Genomic DNA, 17,118 nt, shown 5'->3' with positions numbered 1-17,118 from the left:
TACAGCGGTTCCCAGCGGGTTCCCCCGACGTTTCCCAGGGGGTGTCCTACGGCGCGACGGTCGGAGGCGGATTGCCGATGGTTCCACCGACGCTGGCGCCGGTTTGCGCAGTACAACCCGCTGCCGTCAAAGCAAAAGCGGCGGCCAGCACGGCGGCGACAACCTTCACCGAATGAATCCCCCTGCCAGATTTGCGTACTTTCATCGGCTTCCCCCTTCGTGTGGCTGTTTACCCCATTTAGCGAATCTAATCGCTATCAGGATGCTAACTCCGGCAATGCATCCCTCGAGCCGTTTTCCGGCGATCCGGACTAATTCGTCGAATGAGATTCCGAAATCGGCTGAGTCAAAAATGCGGTTGCGCTCGACCGGGCACGCCGTCTAGCGTCTTCGCTCGTGCGTCGTCTCATGCTTGCCGTAGTAGCCAGCACCCGCAGCGGGGTCTGATCCAGACCGACCCCCCGCTGTGGGTCGGAAGCTACTACCGTCGGTCGCTCCTTCGAGCCAGATAAGGCCGGCGCAATGACAGTCCTCAGCCCACATCGCCACGGTTTCAGTGAATCCGGTTCCGCCACCGGGTGGTTCAATCGCCACTTCGGGGTCGCGTTGCCACGGGGGTTACGCGATCAGGCCGCCGCCCTGTCGTGGGAGCGCTTCGTCGCCGTCTATGGCCAGACCGCCGGGCCGGTGCGCCTGGGGCAGTGGTCATGCGTCGACGTCGAGCGCCATCCGGCGCGGATGGGGCCGCAGGCGCGCAACTTCCGTGCGGTGATCGCTGTCGGCGACCGCATCGCGACGTCGACCGCGGCGGCCGGGGGAGCGGTCGCCGCGCTTACCGCGATGCTTCATGCCCGCGGAATCCACGTGGAAACCCTGAACTTTCACCAGATGTGCGCAGGAAACGACACAGCTACCTTCGTCCGCGGCACCGACGGCGTGCGTTCCGAGTGGGCGATGGGGTGGGGCCGGGACTCCACCGAGTCGGCGTTGCGCGCGGTGATCGCCTGCGCCAACCGGTTGGCGGCCGGCTCTCAGGGCTGAGTCCACGTCTCCCGGGGAGACGGCCGGTTCAGAGCGGACGCAACACGATGTGCATGCCGTCCATCGGCACCGGCATGCCGCCGTAGTCCCAGCGTGGCTGGTAGTCGGGCCGCGGCAGTTCCAGGCGGTAGCGGCGCAGCAGCCGGTGCAGGATCGTCTTGACTTCCAGCTGCCCGAACACCATTCCGATGCATTTATGCGCGCCGCCGCCGAACGGCGTGAACGCGTACCGGTGTCGTTTGTGCTCGTTGCGCGGCTCGGTGAACCGTTCGGGGTCGAACTTCATCGGGTCGGTCCAGATCTCGGGCAGCCGGTGATTCACCCCGGGGAACGCGGTGATGTTGGTGCCCTCGGGCAGGTAGTAGCCCAGCAGTTCGGTGTCGCGTACCGTCCGCCGCATCGCCCACTGGACGGGAGTGACCAAGCGGATGGACTCGTTCATCACCAGGTCGAGCGATTCCAATTTCTCCAGCGATTCGATGTCCAGCGGCCCATCGCCGAGGCGGTCCGACTCGTCGCGGCAGCGCTGTTGCCACTCAGGGTGCGCGGCCAGGTGATAGATCATCGTGGTGGCGGTCGACGTAGAGGTGTCGTGTGCGGCCATCATCAGGAAGATCATGTGGTTGATGACGTCTTCATCGGAGAACCGGTTGCCGTCCTCGTCCTCGGTCTGGCACAACACGGTCAGCAGGTCATTGCCTTCCTTGCCGCGACGCTCCTTCACGCGCTCGGCGAAGTAGTTCTCCAGCAGCTCGCGCGCCTTGAGGCCGCGCCACCAGGTGAACGGTGGCACGCCGGTGCGGATGACGGCGTTGCCGGCGCGCGTGGTGGTGGTGAATGCCTTGTTGACCTTGGTGACGAGCTCGCGATCGGTGCCGGGCTCGTGGCCCATGAACACCATCGAGGCGATGTCCAGCGTCATCTCCTTCATCGCCGGATACAGCAGGAAGCGTGGGTCGTTGGTCGCCCAGTCATCGGCGATGACGTGTTGCACCACCTGGTCGATGTGCTCGAGGTAGCCGACCAGACGGGACCGGATGAACGCTTCCTGCATGATTCGCCGATGAAACATGTGCTCCTCGAAATCGAGCAGCATCAGTCCGCGGCGGAAGAACGGGCCGATCACCGGGGTCCAGCCCTGCTGGGAGAAGTCCTTATTGCGGTTGGAGTAGATGGCCTGCGCCGCATCGGGCCCCAGCGCCGTGACAAACGGCAGGAATGGCGAGTCGCCGAAGATCAGCGGGCCCCTGGTCTCGTACAGGAACTGCAGGTATTCCGGTCCGCCGCGCAACATCTCGATCATGTGCCCGAGGATCGGCAGGCCCGCGTCGCCCACGATTGGCTTGAGTCCGCTGCCCGGAGGTGGGTCGGCGAGCTTCTTCTCCGGGAACTGGGTGTTGCGCAGCCTACGTTCCACCAGGCCCATGCCCGGAAAGTTGTTGAACGACGGGGTGAACCGACGTTTGGCCTGATCGAGCAGATAGTCGGGGGTGCTGATGGTCGTCGCCATTGACGCGCGCTCCTAACCGGTTGTGGTCACCGTCACTTTTTTCACTATTTCGGAAAAACTTGACGCCTGTCAAGTTTTCTTTTTGGATTGGTGTGGTGCATGGTCAAGGAGTGATCGCGAGTGAGTAGTCCGGCCGCCGACGAGGGGCAGGGCGCGCCGGCGTCACGCCGGCGCGGTGACAAGCACCGGCAGGCGATCATGCAGGCGGTTCGTGAGCTCCTACAGGAGGGTCCGTTCTCGGAGCTCTCGGTCAGCGCCATCAGCCTGCGGGCCGGGGTGGCGCGCTCGGGTTTCTACTTCTACTTCGATTCCAAGTATTCGGTGCTCGCGCAGATGCTGGCCGAGGCGGCCGAGGAACTGGAGGAGCTGACGCACTTCTTCGCTCCGCGTCAGCCCGGGGAATCACCTGAGCAGTTCGCCAAGCGGATGGTCGGCAGTGCCGCGGCGGTCTACACAGACAACGACCCGGTGGTGCGGGCGTGTGACGCCGCTCGCCACACCGACGTCGAGATCCAGCAGATTCTCGACCGGCAGTTCGACGTGGTGTTCCGCCAGATCGTCAGCGTGGTGGATGCCGAGATGAAGGCCGGCACCGCCCGGCCGATCAGCGACGACATCCCTACGCTGATTCGCACCCTGACGGGGGCCACGGCGCTCGCTTTGACGGGCGACCCGCTGATGGTGGGCAGTGAGAGTGACTTCGAGCGCCGGGTAAGCGTGCTCGAGAAGATGTGGCTCAACGCGCTGTGGGGCGGTCCGGCGCGGTAGGTATCGTTGCCGATCATGGTGCAGAGCGGCTCCACCGAGTACTTCGCGGGCAAGCGGTGTTTCGTGACCGGCGCGGCCAGTGGCATCGGCCGTGCCACCGCGCTCCGGCTGGCGGCGCACGGCGCCGAGCTGTATCTGACCGACCGCGACGCCGACGGCCTGGCGCAGACCGTGGCCGACGCCCGGGCGCTCGGCGCACAGGTGCCCGCCCACCGGGTGCTTGACATCTCAAAGTACGACGAGGTCGCGGCATTCGCGGCGGACATCCACGCGGGGCATTCCAGCATGGACGTCGTGCTCAACATCGCCGGCGTCTCGGCGTGGGGGACCGTCGACCGCTTGACCCACCAGCAGTGGGAGAAAATGATCTCGATCAATCTGATGGGCCCCATCCACGTGATCGAGTCGTTCGTTCCGCAGATGATCGCGGCCAGCCGGGGCGGGCACGTGGTCAATGTTTCCTCGGCAGCCGGAATCGTCGCGCTGCCATGGCATGCCGCTTACAGCGCCAGCAAGTACGGCTTGCGCGGACTGTCCGAAGTACTGCGTTTCGACCTCGCCCGGCACCGCATCGCGGTGTCGGTGGTGGTGCCCGGCGCCGTGAAGACTCCCTTGGTCAACACCGTCGAAATCGCCGGCGTGGACCGCGAAGACCCGCACGTGGCTCGCTGGGTGGACCGCTTCAGCGGCCACGCCGTCTCGCCGGAGCGTGCCGCCGAGAAAATCCTGGCGGGAGTCGCGAAGAAGCGCTACCTGATCTACACCTCTCCGGACATCAGGGCGCTGTACGCGTTCAAGCGGCTGGCGTGGTGGCCCTACAGCGTGGCCATGCGGCAAGTCAATGCGATCTTCACGCGAGCCTTGCGGCCCGCACCGCCGCAATTGGAGCGCTAGGTTCGCGACGCCGAGATTTCGGTCCGGCGGCGGTTTGTCTTCCGGTAACCCCCGCCGGCGATCTACGGTCTCCATGGGGGCCGACACCATCGGCGGAGGTTGGCGTGGACAGCGACGTCGCACGGATTGTTGCGCGCCTCGACGAGCAGGCTGCCGCGCTCAGTGATGCCCTGTGCACCCTCGCCCAGGACAATGTGCCGGAGCTTCCCCGCGACGAACGGATGAGCGAGTTGATGCGCGCCGCTATGCGCGACCAGCTCCACACGATATGCCGCGCCCTGCTCTCGGACATCGATGTCACCGAGATCGCCGTGCCGCCAACACATACCGAGTACGCCAGATCCCTTGCCCGTCGCGACATTCCGATCAATGCGATGATGCGCGCCCACCGGCTCGGGCAGCGCCGGTTGGGTGAGACGGTGTTCGCCGAACTGCAGGCCGCCGGCATGGCTCCGGAGACCCAGGTCGCCGTCGTCGAGAGCCTCGCCAGGACGTTGTCGAAATACGTCGACGTGCTGTCACAGCAGGCCCTTGCGGCCTACCAGGGCGAGTACGCGCTGCGGCTGACGGCTCAGCGCATCGCAAGTGAAACCCAGATCCGCGACCTGCTCGATAGCGCCAAAGCTTATGACGTCGAGGATGTTTCGGCGACCCTCGGTTATCCGCTGAGCGGGGAGCACCTGGCGCTCATCGCATGGTACCCAGCCGTCGACGGTCCACACGAGCGGGGCGCGAGCCTGGGGGAATTCGTACGCGCGTTGGCTGTGGCCGCCGACGCGACGGCACGCCCGCTGTTGGTCGGCGCCGAGCGCACTGTTTGGTGGGTGTGGTTGCCCTACCGTCTGGTGCCGGGTGACGCCGTCGCGAACATCCGGGATTTCGTCCGGCTGCGGGCGGATGCGCCCAGCCTCGCGATCGGGGCGATGGGTTGCGGCATCGAAGGGTTCCGTCGCTCTCATCGTCAGGCGCTGCGTGCGCGCACGGCCGCCGAGGCGCTCGGTCAACCGGCCGACGTGGTCGCAGCAACCGATGCCGGCATCGTTTCGGCGGCGCTGCTGGACGCGGACGTCGAGGAGATACGCGGATGGGTGGCCGACGTCCTGGGCCCGCTGGCGTTCGATAACGACGACGATTCCCGACTGCGTCAGATATTGCGGATCTATCTGTACTACGGTCGGCCCTACCGGGTCGCGGAGGAACTGCAGGTGCCGCTCGAGGCTGTCAAGAATGACGTGCGGCGAGCTGTCGCCAGGCGGGGCCGTCCGATCGAGGACAAGCGCAACGTCGAGCTTGCACTGTTCGCCTGTCAGCGCCACGGTGCCGCCGTCTTGCGGCAGCCCAAGACTGACCCCGGAGCGGTCCCGCCGGCTGATTTAGGCCTTGCCGCACCACCCCCGCCGTGAATGTCAGTGCGATATCCGCTGTGGTACGGGCTTTTTCGCTACTCGGCTCGAGCGGGATCAGGAAGGCATTTCCAGTTCCAGGCGAACCCCGAGCAGTCGGATGGGGCGGTCGAGTTCGAACAGGTCCAGGATGCGGAGGGCGGTCGCGGTGATCACGCCGGAATCGGTAGTGGGAGCGTCGAGTTTGCGGATCTTGGTTCTGGTGTAGAAAGTCGCGGTACGGACGGTGACCGCGACTCGCGTGACGATCCGCCCCCCGGGAGGCATGCGCACCACGTCGTCGAGGGCCTGTTGGGCCAATTCGGTGATCGCCGAATCCATTTCAGTGCGCTCGGTGAGGTCGCGCGGGAAGGTGACGACATGGCTGCGGGAACGGGGTACCCAGGGCTGGGCGCTGACCTCGGTGTCGCCGCCGCCCTTGGCGAGCAGCAGTAGCCACAGACCGGTGCGGGGCCCGAACGTCGATGTCAACAGCTCGCCGTCGGTTCGGGCGAGTTGTCCGACGGTGTTGATGTCAAGGGCGGCAAGCTTTTTCGATGTCTTCGGTCCGACGCCCCAGAGTGCGTCGACGGGCCGGCCGGCCATCATTTCCATCCAGTTGGCATCGGTCAGCTCAAACACCCCGGCCGGTTTCGCGAAACCGGTGGCAACCTTGGCGCGTTGCTTGTTGTCGCTGATGCCCACCGAACACGACAGTCCGGTCTCGGCCGAGATGACGCTGCGGATGTTTTCGGCCGCCGTGACCGGGTCGGCCGGCACCGCGACATAGGCCTCGTCCCAACCCCATACTTCGACGGGATGTCCCAGGTCGCGCAGCAGGCCCATCACCTGCTCGGAGGCCTCGTCGTACGCGGCGGGATCGGAGGGCAGGAACGTGGCGTCCGGGCAGCGGCGCGCCGCCGCACGCAGCGGCATGCCGGCGTGCACGCCGAATTCGCGCGCCTCGTACGACGCGCAGGTGACGACCTTGCGGGCTTCGGTGGGGTCGCCGCTGCCTCCGACGATGACCGGCCGCCCGGCCAGCTCGGGATGCCGGCGTAACTCCACCGAGGCGAGGAACTGATCGAGGTCGACGTGCAGGACCCACCGCGTCATGTCGGCGATCAGCGTCCGCACAGCTTGCGGGCCAGGCTCGCCCACGCCTCTGCCAGGGTCTCGGTGGTGTGGCCGCCCTCGGTGAGTTGATGGTCGACGTAGCCGACGTCGAGCAGAGCGAGCAGGGCATCGGTCTGGATGTCCAGGTCCCCGGTGGTGTGGGCGGCCTGCAGCAGCACTCTGACGTGAGTGCGCAGTACGAAGGCGGCGCCGACGTGTCGCATATGCGGGTCACGGCTTGCCGCGGACATCAGCTCGCGGTGGGCGCATGCGAAGCGGATGCGTTCGCGGCCGAACGCGATCAGCCTCTCTAGTGGCGGCGCATCGGGACCCAGCGGCGGCGGGCCGAAAAGGAACGCCTGTTGGCTGGCCTTCTCGTCTTCGTCGAGCAACACCAGCATGAGGCCCGAGCGGCTGCCGAACCGGCGGAACAGGGTTCCCTTGCCGACGCCGGCGGCAGCGGCGATGTCATCCATGGTGACCGCGCCGGCGCCGCGCTGGGCAACCAGCTGCCGTGCCGCCTCCAGCAGCAGTGCCCGGTTGCGCGCCGCGTCGCTTCGTTCAGGCAGCGACTCAACGGCCAGGTCCTCGTGCGCGACAAGGCGCAATTCGTCCTTGTCCTCGGCACCGCTCACCCCTGCACTGTAACGCGGCGGGAATAAAGCGGACTATAGTCCGTTTTAACCGTGCGAAGATGGACTTTCAAATCCGAAGGGAACGGGACAGTGGCAGATATCAAGATCTTGGCGCTGGTAGGCAGCCTGCGTGCGGGCTCGGTCAACCGGCAGATCGCCGAACTGGCGGCCGAACTGGCCCCCGAGGGGGTCACCGTGACGGTGTTCGAGGGGCTGGGGGAGGTTCCTTTCTACAACGAGGACATCGATGACGCGATGAACAGCGAGCTGGACCAGGCGCCCGCGCAGGTGGTGGCGTTGCGCGCCGCGGCCACCGAAGCCGACGCCGCCCTGGTGGTCACGCCCGAGTACAACGGCTCGATCCCTGCCGTGGTGAAAAATGCGATCGACTGGCTCTCGCGGCCGTTCGGCGACGGCGCGTTGAAGGACAAGCCGCTGGCGGTGATCGGCGGCTCGATGGGGCAGTACGGCGGGGTCTGGGCGCATGACGAGACCCGCAAGTCGTTCGGTATCGCCGGTGCCCGGGTGAGCGACGCGATCAAGCTTTCGGTGTCGTTCCGGACGCTGGGTGGCAGCGCCCCCGCCGAGAGCGCCGAACTGTCGGAGAACGTGCGCGACGTCGTCGGCAAGCTGGCCGCCGAGGTCGGCTGAGCCCGTTTGCATCAAGCCGGCCTCACCCGGCTTAACGCTCTAGTCAAAGCCGTCGGCGGACTCGCCGGCGGCTTTGCTGGTATCGAGCGGCCGGGTTGGGCGCGACCGACTTGTCGGTGCCCGCTGCTATACCTCTGAGCATGCACGCCCGGCTGCCCGCGCAGATACACCGACGCCGCGATTGTGTGATCTGCGACACGCCGAAGCGACACGCCCGAGAGGGCTTACTACCAGGGAATTTCAGAAATGTTATTCAGAACATCTTGTATCTCTTCGCGTTGTCACCCCCTAGGTGTAGTGTTTCGAGGACCGGCAGATCCCAGGTTCACCAAGCCCCAACCAGGTCCCAACCGACCCAGCGGGGCGCGATGAGCTTCCCGGAAACGCAGGGCGCACCTCGAGCCAGGTCAGCTCGAAAGACGCGCCCGCGGGATGGGAATCTGGGGGCTCGCCGGGGCGCTGAATATAGCGCGGATGTACCCCCTAGTCGTTGCCAGTCCCGTCATCCCCTCTTCCGCAAAGGAGCGGTACGCCCATGAGCATCACCGTTTACAGCAAGCCCGCCTGTGTGCAGTGCGTCGCCACCTACAAGGCGCTGGACAAGCAGGGCATCGACTACCAGAAGGTCGACATCACGCTGGACCCTGAGGCCCGCGACTATGTGATGGCGCTCGGCTACCTGCAGGCGCCCGTCGTGGTGGCCGACAACGCACACTGGTCCGGCTTCCGGCCGGACCGCATCAAGGCGCTCGCCGAGTCGGCGCTGAGCGCCTAGTTCGGCCAACGGATAGATCAAGGAAGGTTGCGGTGCCCGATGGACATCTCGGAGATCACGGGGCGCAATCTGGTCTATTTCTCGTCCGTGTCGGAGAACACCCATCGCTTCGTGCAGAAGCTGGGTGTTCCCGCCACGCGGATACCGCTGCACGGCCGCATAGAGGTTGACGAACCGTACGTGCTGGTGCTGCCCACCTACGGTGGCGGACGGGCGACTCCGAACATCAACGACGGAGGCTACGTCCCCAAGCAGGTCATCGCTTTTCTGAACAACGAGCACAACCGCTCCCTGATCCGTGGCGTCATCGCTGCGGGCAACAACAACTTCGGTGCCGAATTCGCCTATGCGGGCAACGTCATCTCCCGCAAGTGCGGTGTTCCGTACCTCTACCGCTTCGAACTCATGGGGACCGAGGACGACGTGGCCGCCGTCCGCGCCGGCCTCGCTCAGTTCTGGGCTCAATATTGGAAGGAACAGACGTGCCACCAACCGTCACTGCAGAGCCTGTAACCGCCGGCGTGCACGGATTGCCCGACGAGACGGACTACCACGCGCTGAACGCGCGGCTGAATCTGTACGACGCCGACGGCAAGATCCAGTTCGACAAGGACGTGCTTGCCGCACGCCAGTACTTTCTGGAGCACGTCAACCAGAACACGGTGTTCTTCCACAACCAGGACGAGAAGCTCGACTACCTGATCCGCGAGAACTACTACGAGCGTGAGGTGCTCGACCAGTACTCGCGCAATTTCGTCAAGAGTCTGCTCGACCGCGCCTACGCGAAGAAATTCCGTTTCCCGACGTTCCTGGGCGCCTTCAAGTACTACACCTCTTACACCCTGAAGACCTTCGACGGGAAGCGCTACCTGGAGCGCTTCGAGGACCGCGTCGTGATGGTCTCGCTCACCCTGGCCGCGGGCGACACCGGACTGGCCGAGAAGCTGGTCGACGAGATCATCGACGGCCGGTTCCAGCCGGCCACCCCGACCTTCCTGAACTCGGGCAAAAAGCAGCGGGGAGAGCCGGTTTCGTGCTTCCTGCTGCGCATCGAGGACAACATGGAGTCGATCGGGCGATCCATCAACTCCGCGCTGCAGCTGTCCAAGCGGGGCGGGGGAGTTGCGTTGCTGCTGAGCAACATTCGTGAGCACGGCGCGCCGATCAAGAACATCGAGAACCAGTCTTCGGGTGTCATCCCGATCATGAAGCTGCTCGAGGACTCCTTCTCCTACGCCAACCAGCTGGGTGCGCGGCAGGGCGCCGGTGCGGTGTACCTCAACGCCCACCACCCCGACATCTACCGCTTCCTGGACACCAAGCGGGAGAACGCCGACGAGAAGATCCGCATCAAGACGCTGAGTCTGGGCGTCGTCATCCCGGACATCACCTTCGAGCTCGCCAAGAAGAACGAGGACATGTACCTGTTCTCGCCTTATGACGTCGAGCGGGTGTACGGCGTGGCATTCGCCGACATCTCGGTCACCGAGAAGTACTACGAGATGGTCGACGACGCGCGTATCCGCAAGACCAAGATCAAGGCCCGCGAGTTCTTCCAGACGCTGGCCGAGCTGCAGTTCGAGTCCGGCTACCCCTACATCATGTTCGAGGACACGGTGAACCGGGCCAATCCCATCGAGGGCAAGATCACGCACTCGAACCTGTGCTCGGAGATCCTGCAGGTGTCCACGCCCTCGCTGTTCAACGATGACCTGTCCTACGCCAAAGTGGGCAAAGACATTTCGTGCAATCTGGGTTCGCTGAACATCGCCAAGACGATGGACTCGCCGGACTTCGCTCAGACCATCGAGGTGGCCATCCGTGCGCTGACCGCGGTGAGCGACCAGACCCACATCACGTCGGTGCCGTCAATCGAGCAGGGCAACAACGACTCCCACGCGATCGGCCTGGGTCAGATGAATCTGCACGGCTACCTGGCTCGCGAAGAGATCTTCTACGGCTCCGAAGAGGGCATCGACTTCACCAATATCTACTTCTACACGGTGCTCTACCACGCGTTGCGCGCTTCCAACCGCATCGCGATCGAACGCGGCACGCACTTCAAAGGTTTCGAGCGGTCCAAGTACGCCTCGGGTGAGTTCTTCGACAAGTACACCGACCAGGTGTGGGAGCCGGCCACCGAGAAGGTACGCCAGCTCTTCACCGACGCCGGCATCCGCATCCCGAACCAGGACGACTGGAAGCGGCTCAAGGAGTCGGTGCAGACGCACGGCATCTACAACCAGAACCTGCAGGCGGTGCCGCCGACCGGGTCGATCTCCTACATCAACCACTCGACGTCCTCGATCCACCCGATCGTGTCGAAGGTGGAGATCCGCAAGGAAGGCAAGATCGGCCGTGTGTACTACCCGGCGCCCTACATGACCAACGAAAACCTGCAGTACTACCAGGACGCCTACGAGATCGGCTACGAGAAGATCATCGACACCTACGCCGCGGCCACCCAGCACGTGGACCAGGGTCTGTCGCTGACATTGTTCTTCAAAGACACCGCCACCACGCGTGACGTGAACAAGGCGCAGATCTACGCCTGGCGCAAGGGAATCAAGACGCTGTACTACATCCGGCTGCGTCAGATGGCGCTGGAAGGGACCGAGGTCGAGGGCTGCGTGTCCTGCATGCTGTAGGTGTCATTCGGTCACGTCGCAGGTCAGGGGAAATGCCCCCTGACCTGCTTCTATTTCCGGATAGGGTGCAACCTACCTCTGCGCCGGGTGGCAATGCCGGCCTGCACAGTTCGTGTGGTCCGGCGTCAATCCGCCGGGCCGAGGCCAGACCCGTGCCCGGTCATGCTATGACGAGGGATTGGCGCTCTTCACCACCCTTCTGGCGCAATAACCCCTCGTCACCGCCGCCACCGCCTCGTTAGCCTGCGGCCATGAGCGCATCGACGGCAGTACCGCTGACACCGGTGAGCCGGATCAAGCGCGCCGCCGCTCACGCTGCGGCGCGCCTCCCCCGGTCGGTTGTGCGGCGCCTGATCCGCTCACCACTCAACAACGACGACGAGCAGATGGCGCCGGAGATCGCCCTGCTGACAATGGCGGCGACGGACTTCAGCACGTGCGATCCGGCGCGGGCCCGCCTGATCGTCGAACAGGAAGCGCAGGTGCTCGCCGAGCGATTTCCCCCGTTCGTCGTCGAGGAGGACCTCGTCATGCCGGGCGGCCTGAAGGCGACCCGCTACCGGGCCGGCGCGACGTCACGGGGCTTGCTGCTCTATTTCCACGGCGGCGGGTTCGTATTGGGAAGCCGGGCCAGCACGGAATCCGCGGTGCGTTTCTTCGCGGTCCACGCCGGTGTTGACGTCTTGTCCGTCGACTACCGCCTTGCACCCGAGCACAGGTTCCCGGCGGCGGTGGAGGACGCCCTCACCGCGTGGGACTACGTCCTTGGCCGAGCACCGGAATGGGGACTCGACCCACACCGTATTGTCGTCGGCGGGGACAGTGCCGGAGGCAATCTCGCTGCGGTGCTCACCCTGCAGCTGCGCGGGCGGGACATCCAGCCCGCGCTGCAGGTGCTGATCTACCCAGTGACCGACATGTCGAGCGAGCATCCGTCCTACGTCGAGTTCGCCGACCAGAATGCGCTGAGCGCGAAGCAGATGCGCTGGTACATCGACCATTATCTGAGCACGACCGCCGATGCTGAAGATCCGCGCGCGTCGCCGCTGCTCGCCGACGACCTCGGCGGGCTGCCTCCGGCGGTGGTCACCGTTGCCGGGTTCGACCCGCTCCGCGACGAAGGGATCGCCTACGCCGAACGCCTCACCGCAGCGGGAGTGCCGACCCGTCTTTTCCGAGAGGGCGGGCTCGTGCACGCGTACATCTGGATGACGGCTGTGAGTCCGGCGGCACGGGCGGCGACGGGGAGGATCGCCGCGGCGATCGCCGAAGCGGTTCGCTGACGCAGTCGATCGGCAGTCCGATCTGCGAACGGGCCCATCGTGATACGTTCCTCCGGTGTCCGCACTGGTCAAGGACTCCGCACTCGGGCTCCGGGTCCGGGCGAACTCGACAATCCCGACTGATGGGCACGACGACGCACAACGGATCTGATCCCTCGCCGGCAGGTGCGGCCCTGCAGGACGCGGTCATCCCGCCCAGCGTCGTCACCGGCGTTCTGGATATCGCCGAACAGCGTGGCGTCCGGACCGACGTCTGGCTGTCAGGAACCGGACTGACCCGGACACAACTCGATCTGCCGGCTACCCGCCTGTCGTTCCGGCAGGCAATCTCCATCCTGCGCCAAGCGCTGCGCGCAATGCCTGCTGGACCGATCGGCATGCAGGTCGGGAGCCGGGACGTGTTGGTGTCATGGGGCATTCTTGGCTTCGCCGTCCGGTCCTGCCGGTCGACCCGAGAGGCGGTCCAGCTCGGACTGGGACTGCATCAGGCGGCCGGGACTCTGCTCAATTATGAAATCCGCTTTGGTAGAGCAGAATTCGAGCTGCGCATCATCGAACGCAACCCTGACCCGGAGTTGTTGCCGTTCCTCTGCGAGGAGGCGTGTGCGGCGACCTTAACTCTGATGCGCTCCGTTCACGGCGCGAATCTCGCGCCCACCCGCATCGAATTCGCCTATCCCGCACCGGCTTATGCAGATGTGTACCGGAAGTTCTTCCGCTGCCCGTTGCGGTTCGACGCTGTCGCAACTCGTCTGTGCTTCGAGTCGGGCCTCCTTGATCGGCCGATTCCCACCGCCAATCCCGCACAACTCGCCGTCGCGGTCTCGGCGGCTCGCCAGCTCGCCGACCCGGGGGACCGCCGCCCCGATACGGTCGCCGCAGTGGAAGGGGTCATCCGGGAACGGCTTCCGCAACCAGTCACCGCGGCGATGGTCGCCGAGCGGCTGATGATCAGTGAGCGCACGCTGCACCGGCGAATGGCCGATGCCGGCCTCAGATTCGGTGAGATCCGCGACCGCGTGCGGTTGGAGCGGGCCGCGGCCCTGCTGCGCGAGTCCACGCTGCCGATCGGGGCGGTGGCCCGGCAGGTCGGATACAGCGACAGCCGCGAGTTCCGCCGCGCCTATCTGCGGTGGACCGGGCGAACACCGGGTGCAGAGCGCGGTATGAAAGGCGAAAGCGGTCAATGACGCGGCGTGGCCAGCCGGTCGGTACGACGGTCCAGAGCCTCCAGCGCCGCCGCCAGACCCTTGACACCGAGCCAGCGCAACGGATCTGGTGGCATCGGGATTCGGCGGCTTTGCGTGAGGACCGCGGGGGCTTGGGCGCTGCCGGTGGCGATGCCGGCTGCGACCGTTCCGAGCAGTCCGGCCAAGGCGACGCCATGACCGCAATAACCCAGTGCGGCAACGATCCTTTCGTGTCGGCCCACACGGCCGATGAAAGGCAGGAAGTTGAGGTTCATCGCGATGTGCCCCGACCAGAAGCCGGCCATGGGCAGGTCTGCGAGTTCAGGAAACCGGGCGCGGAAATTGCGCTCGATTTTGGCGAACGTTCTTGGTTGATCGTCGGGGGAGAAGCGGCCACCGTAGCGGTACCCCACGTAGCGTGAGCCCCCGGAGATCCGACCGTCCGCGGTGATCCGATAGTTCTCCAGCGCCTCGTGGGCGGTGTAGATCCCTTCGCTGCCGTTCCAGCCGATCCGATCACGCTGTTCTTCGGTCAGCGGCTCGGTCACGAACAGACAGTCGTTGACCGGGGTGACATGGCCGTACCGCAGACCCATCTGCGGTGTGTGGGCGTTGGTGGCCAGCACGACTGTCGCCGCGGACACCGATGCACGCGGTGTCGATATCCGGACTCCACGGACGTGTTCGTCGATGGTGAGCGCCGGCGTTCCTTCGTAGATGCGGGCCCCCGCGCGCAGTGCGGCCTTGCGGAGTCCACGCACATACCTGCCCGGATCGAGCACGCCGCCGCGCTCTTCGAGTGCCGCACAGTTGACGAACGCGGGGATGCCGCGCGCGTCCAGCTCGTCACGCTCGACCATGCGAACCGAGGCGCCGAGCTCGCCCGCGGCTGCGACGGCGGCGCGCAGACGCTTCTCGTGACCCGGGTGGATACCGGCGATCAGATTGCCGTTCGGCACATAGTCGCAGTCGATGCCGTGGCGCTTAATCGTGTCCTCGGTGTGCTCGACGGCCTCGTCGGCCAGTCGCGCCAGCGCGCCGCCGGTGCCCGGGCCGTACATCTTCAAGACGCTCGGCAGGTCCTTGCCGATAGTCGGGGTGAGGTGCCCGGCGTTGCGTCCGCTGGCACCGAAACCCGCGTACTCCGCTTCAAGGACGACAGCGTCCACCCCTGCGTCGGCCAAGGCGATCGCGGCGCTCAAGCCGGTGTAGCCGGCCCCGACGACCACCACCTCGCAGTGCACGTCGTTCTGCAGGTCAGGCCCGCGTCGCGGGGTGTCGCTCAGCCACAGACTCGGCACGAAGGTGGTCATCTAATTCTCCTAGGTCAAGCCGCGGCCGGTTGGCAAGCGCGGTTGGTGGCCGGCGACCCCTGACACTGACCGAAGGCTAGGAGTCGCGGAGCGGTTAAGCCATCCCCGTCAGGCGGATTGGCCGATGCCACCACACAATTGGCGGACATGGCCATCCTCGGCCGACCGATGAGTGACTGGGCGCGCATCCCGACCCGCGACGACGATGCATTCTCGGTGTGACCATGACCGTGGACTGAGGCCGCGACGACCCCCAGGCGGGGCTACGTGGCGAACGTTGCCGCGAACCAAGCCGTGGTCACCGAGTGCGTCTGCGGGGGCGGGAAATGAACGGGGCCGGCTCCGAGTGGGCCCACCTTGACGGTCCACACCGGCCGGGAACGATCGATAGGCACCGCACCATCGTCGGTTGACTCCAAGACGACGTCCTCGCCGTTGCATCCGTAGGCGCCGACCAGGTCGTCGTCGCGACCACCCCAGGCACCTCCGTTGCGGATTCGACACTGCACACCGTTGTCGAGTAGCAGCGCGAACGGCGTCGGCAACGACACCGGTTGGATGGAAGGCAGCGCATCGGTCACGGTCACCCGGTGAAGTTGTTTCCTCCACGGATCGTCGACGCACAACAGGGTCTGCGCCGTCGATTTCCAGCACACGTCGGCGGCCGCTGCTGACGGTGAGCATCGATAGATGCCGGGGTCGACGGCGGAGGGCGAGGCGTCACACATCGAGACGGTGCCGCTCACTTCTCCGGTTGTCACGTCTCGGTAGCCGTTGGCGGGTTGTCCGTCAACGACCGCTACCACATTGATGACCTGCGTTTTGGCGGCCGCGGGTGTGGAAGCTGCAGCGCTGGGCGACCCCACCGCCGAAGAATCCGGCCGGGTAGGCGCCTTCGAGGTCTGGCATGCGGTGCCCGCGGCGGCGAGCACGAGGCATGCGCAGATGGTTGCGCGGCGTGTCGATCGGAGTCCATTGGCGACGAGTCGTATTCGGTGCATTCGGTGATTGTGCGTTGTATGGCCTCGGCCGACGGTGAATCTTATGACGCTCAATGCGCGTGTCGCGTCGGCAGATTCACGGCCGGCCGGGCGGTAGACACCCGGTCTGCGCAGGTCAGCGGCTCCGAAGCGGTAAGGTGCATGACGTGGTGAGAATGCCTCGACCCGCTTTGCCCCACCCGGTCCCCAAGCCGGGTGTGAAAGTCGACGCGCGCAGCGAACGGTGGCGCGAACACCGCAAGAAGGTGCGCGCCGAAATTGTCGACGCCGCCTTCCGTGCCATCGACCGGCTGGGCCCGGAGTTGAGCGTGCGGGAGATCGCCGAAGAGGCCGGTACCGCGAAGCCGAAGATCTACCGCCATTTCACCGACAAGTCCGACCTCTTCCTCGCCATCGGCGAACGGCTGCGCGACATGCTGTGGGCGGCGATCTTCCCGTCGATCAACCTGGCCACCGACTCCGCCCGCCAGGTCATCCACCGCGCCGTTGAAGAGTTCGTCACCCTGCTTGACCAGCATCCCAATGTCATGCGGGTCTTCATCCAGGGCAGCTCCAGCGCCCAGTCCAAGGCGACGGTGCGAACCCTGAACGAAGGCCGCGAGATCACGCTGACCATCGCCGAGATGTTCAACAACGAGCTGCGGGACATGGAGCTCGACGCCGCCGCCCTGGAACTGGCTGCGTTCTCGGCGTTCGGCTGCGCCGCATCGGCCACCGAATGGTGGCTGGGTCCCGAGCCGGACAGCCCGCGGTCCATGACGCGCGAGCAGTTCGTCAGCCAGCTGACGACCATCATGATGGGCGTCATCGTCGGCACCGCCGAAACGCTGGGCATCGCGATGGACCCAGACAAGCCGATCCACGATGCGCTGCCGGCCGCCCTGCCGTGAGCTGAGCCGCAGCGACGTTGA

The 17,118-nt window shown here is 65.6% G+C and carries 17 protein-coding genes; 11 read left to right on the top strand and 6 right to left on the bottom strand.

The genetic code is table 11. From position 1 onward, the window contains the following. Positions 1-46: 46 nt before the first annotated feature. Entirely contained in the window at positions 47-169 is a 123-nt protein-coding gene (locus tag QXH22_RS04675; protein WP_306241569.1) for a hypothetical protein, read from the bottom strand. Between the two features lie 353 nt (positions 170-522). Between QXH22_RS04675 and QXH22_RS04670 the strand changes: the two genes are divergently transcribed. Next, complete coding sequence (locus tag QXH22_RS04670; protein WP_306275023.1) at positions 523-1,041, top strand: homocitrate synthase; 519 nt, start codon at positions 523-525, stop codon at positions 1,039-1,041. A gap of 28 nt (positions 1,042-1,069) precedes the next feature. Here QXH22_RS04670 and QXH22_RS04665 read toward each other — a convergent pair whose 3' ends face one another. Next, on the bottom strand, positions 1,070-2,551 hold the full coding sequence (locus QXH22_RS04665) for a cytochrome P450 (protein WP_306275022.1): 1,482 nt from the start codon (positions 2,549-2,551) through the stop codon (positions 1,070-1,072). 120 nt (positions 2,552-2,671) lie between these two features. Here QXH22_RS04665 and QXH22_RS04660 point away from each other — a divergent pair, with 120 nt between their 5' ends. The 3 genes from QXH22_RS04660 (at position 2,672) to QXH22_RS04650 (ending at position 5,616) form a co-directional block, all read left to right on the top strand. Continuing rightward, entirely contained in the window at positions 2,672-3,319 is a 648-nt protein-coding gene (locus tag QXH22_RS04660; protein WP_306241566.1) for a TetR/AcrR family transcriptional regulator, read from the top strand. Between the two features lie 15 nt (positions 3,320-3,334). Then, positions 3,335-4,213 (top strand): SDR family oxidoreductase, encoded by an 879-nt coding sequence (locus QXH22_RS04655; RefSeq protein WP_306241565.1) that lies wholly within the window; start codon positions 3,335-3,337, stop codon positions 4,211-4,213. A gap of 104 nt (positions 4,214-4,317) precedes the next feature. Beyond that, entirely contained in the window at positions 4,318-5,616 is a 1,299-nt protein-coding gene (locus QXH22_RS04650; RefSeq protein ID WP_306275021.1) for a PucR family transcriptional regulator, read from the top strand. Between the two features lie 57 nt (positions 5,617-5,673). On the opposite strand, the gene QXH22_RS04645 is transcribed toward QXH22_RS04650, so the two are convergent. Further along, complete coding sequence (locus tag QXH22_RS04645) at positions 5,674-6,711, bottom strand: DNA polymerase IV (RefSeq protein WP_306275020.1); 1,038 nt, start codon at positions 6,709-6,711, stop codon at positions 5,674-5,676. An 8-nt stretch (positions 6,712-6,719) separates the two neighbouring features. Further along, complete coding sequence (locus QXH22_RS04640; protein WP_371934153.1) at positions 6,720-7,346, bottom strand: TetR/AcrR family transcriptional regulator; 627 nt, start codon at positions 7,344-7,346, stop codon at positions 6,720-6,722. A 51-nt stretch (positions 7,347-7,397) separates the two neighbouring features. Between QXH22_RS04640 and QXH22_RS04635 the strand changes: the two genes are divergently transcribed. From QXH22_RS04635 to QXH22_RS04610, 6 genes are all read left to right on the top strand, one after another. Next, positions 7,398-7,997 (top strand): NAD(P)H-dependent oxidoreductase, encoded by a 600-nt coding sequence (locus QXH22_RS04635; RefSeq protein WP_371934152.1) that lies wholly within the window; start codon positions 7,398-7,400, stop codon positions 7,995-7,997. A 535-nt stretch (positions 7,998-8,532) separates the two neighbouring features. After that, positions 8,533-8,772, top strand: a complete 240-nt coding sequence (locus QXH22_RS04630; protein ID WP_065136920.1) for a redoxin NrdH — start codon at positions 8,533-8,535, stop codon at positions 8,770-8,772. A gap of 39 nt (positions 8,773-8,811) precedes the next feature. Next, positions 8,812-9,285 carry a class Ib ribonucleoside-diphosphate reductase assembly flavoprotein NrdI gene (gene nrdI, locus QXH22_RS04625; RefSeq protein ID WP_306241559.1) on the top strand — a complete coding sequence of 158 codons (474 nt, stop codon included), beginning with the start codon at positions 8,812-8,814 and terminating at the stop codon, positions 9,283-9,285. Next, the gene (gene nrdE, locus QXH22_RS04620) at positions 9,255-11,420 is read left to right on the top strand and encodes a class 1b ribonucleoside-diphosphate reductase subunit alpha (RefSeq protein WP_306241558.1); all 2,166 of its coding nucleotides are present in this window, start codon (positions 9,255-9,257) and stop codon (positions 11,418-11,420) included. The genes nrdI and nrdE overlap by 31 nt, the downstream gene beginning before the upstream one ends. A 251-nt stretch (positions 11,421-11,671) precedes the next feature. Further along, a complete protein-coding gene (locus tag QXH22_RS04615) occupies positions 11,672-12,703 on the top strand; it encodes an alpha/beta hydrolase (protein WP_306241557.1) in 1,032 nt (343 codons plus the stop codon). 122 nt (positions 12,704-12,825) lie between these two features. Continuing rightward, the gene (locus QXH22_RS04610) at positions 12,826-13,893 is read left to right on the top strand and encodes an AraC family transcriptional regulator (RefSeq protein ID WP_306275019.1); all 1,068 of its coding nucleotides are present in this window, start codon (positions 12,826-12,828) and stop codon (positions 13,891-13,893) included. On the opposite strand, the gene QXH22_RS04605 is transcribed toward QXH22_RS04610, so the two are convergent. Beyond that, positions 13,887-15,206 (bottom strand): FAD-binding oxidoreductase, encoded by a 1,320-nt coding sequence (locus tag QXH22_RS04605; RefSeq protein WP_306275018.1) that lies wholly within the window; start codon positions 15,204-15,206, stop codon positions 13,887-13,889. The genes QXH22_RS04610 and QXH22_RS04605 overlap by 7 nt on opposite strands. Before the next feature lie 263 nt (positions 15,207-15,469). Continuing rightward, positions 15,470-16,012, bottom strand: coding sequence for a hypothetical protein (locus QXH22_RS04600; RefSeq protein ID WP_306275017.1), 543 nt, complete (start codon positions 16,010-16,012; stop codon positions 15,470-15,472). A gap of 341 nt (positions 16,013-16,353) precedes the next feature. Here QXH22_RS04600 and QXH22_RS04595 point away from each other — a divergent pair, with 341 nt between their 5' ends. Beyond that, a complete protein-coding gene (locus tag QXH22_RS04595) occupies positions 16,354-17,097 on the top strand; it encodes a TetR/AcrR family transcriptional regulator (protein ID WP_306241553.1) in 744 nt (247 codons plus the stop codon). Positions 17,098-17,118 lie beyond the last annotated feature (21 nt).

It is taken from the genome of Mycobacterium sp. TY814, assembly GCF_030755175.1.
Taxonomy (GTDB): domain Bacteria; phylum Actinomycetota; class Actinomycetes; order Mycobacteriales; family Mycobacteriaceae; genus Mycobacterium.
Note: the sequence above shows the minus strand (reverse complement) of the source record. Positions and strands in the feature narration are given on the sequence as shown.

Bases quoted from the DNA above. Each gene is read 5' to 3' on its own strand.
- QXH22_RS04645 (WP_306275020.1), bottom strand. From the start codon at position 6,711: ATGACGCGGTGGGTCCTGCACGTCGACCTCGATCAGTTCCTCGCCTCG.
- QXH22_RS04610 (WP_306275019.1), top strand. From the start codon at position 12,826: ATGGGCACGACGACGCACAACGGATCTGATCCCTCGCCGGCAGGTGCG.
- QXH22_RS04630 (WP_065136920.1), top strand. From the start codon at position 8,533: ATGAGCATCACCGTTTACAGCAAGCCCGCCTGTGTGCAGTGCGTCGCC.
- nrdI (WP_306241559.1), top strand. From the start codon at position 8,812: ATGGACATCTCGGAGATCACGGGGCGCAATCTGGTCTATTTCTCGTCC.
- QXH22_RS04615 (WP_306241557.1), top strand. From the start codon at position 11,672: ATGAGCGCATCGACGGCAGTACCGCTGACACCGGTGAGCCGGATCAAG.
- QXH22_RS04655 (WP_306241565.1), top strand. From the start codon at position 3,335: ATGGTGCAGAGCGGCTCCACCGAGTACTTCGCGGGCAAGCGGTGTTTC.
- QXH22_RS04605 (WP_306275018.1), bottom strand. From the start codon at position 15,206: ATGACCACCTTCGTGCCGAGTCTGTGGCTGAGCGACACCCCGCGACGC.
- QXH22_RS04670 (WP_306275023.1), top strand. From the start codon at position 523: ATGACAGTCCTCAGCCCACATCGCCACGGTTTCAGTGAATCCGGTTCC.
- QXH22_RS04665 (WP_306275022.1), bottom strand. From the start codon at position 2,551: ATGGCGACGACCATCAGCACCCCCGACTATCTGCTCGATCAGGCCAAA.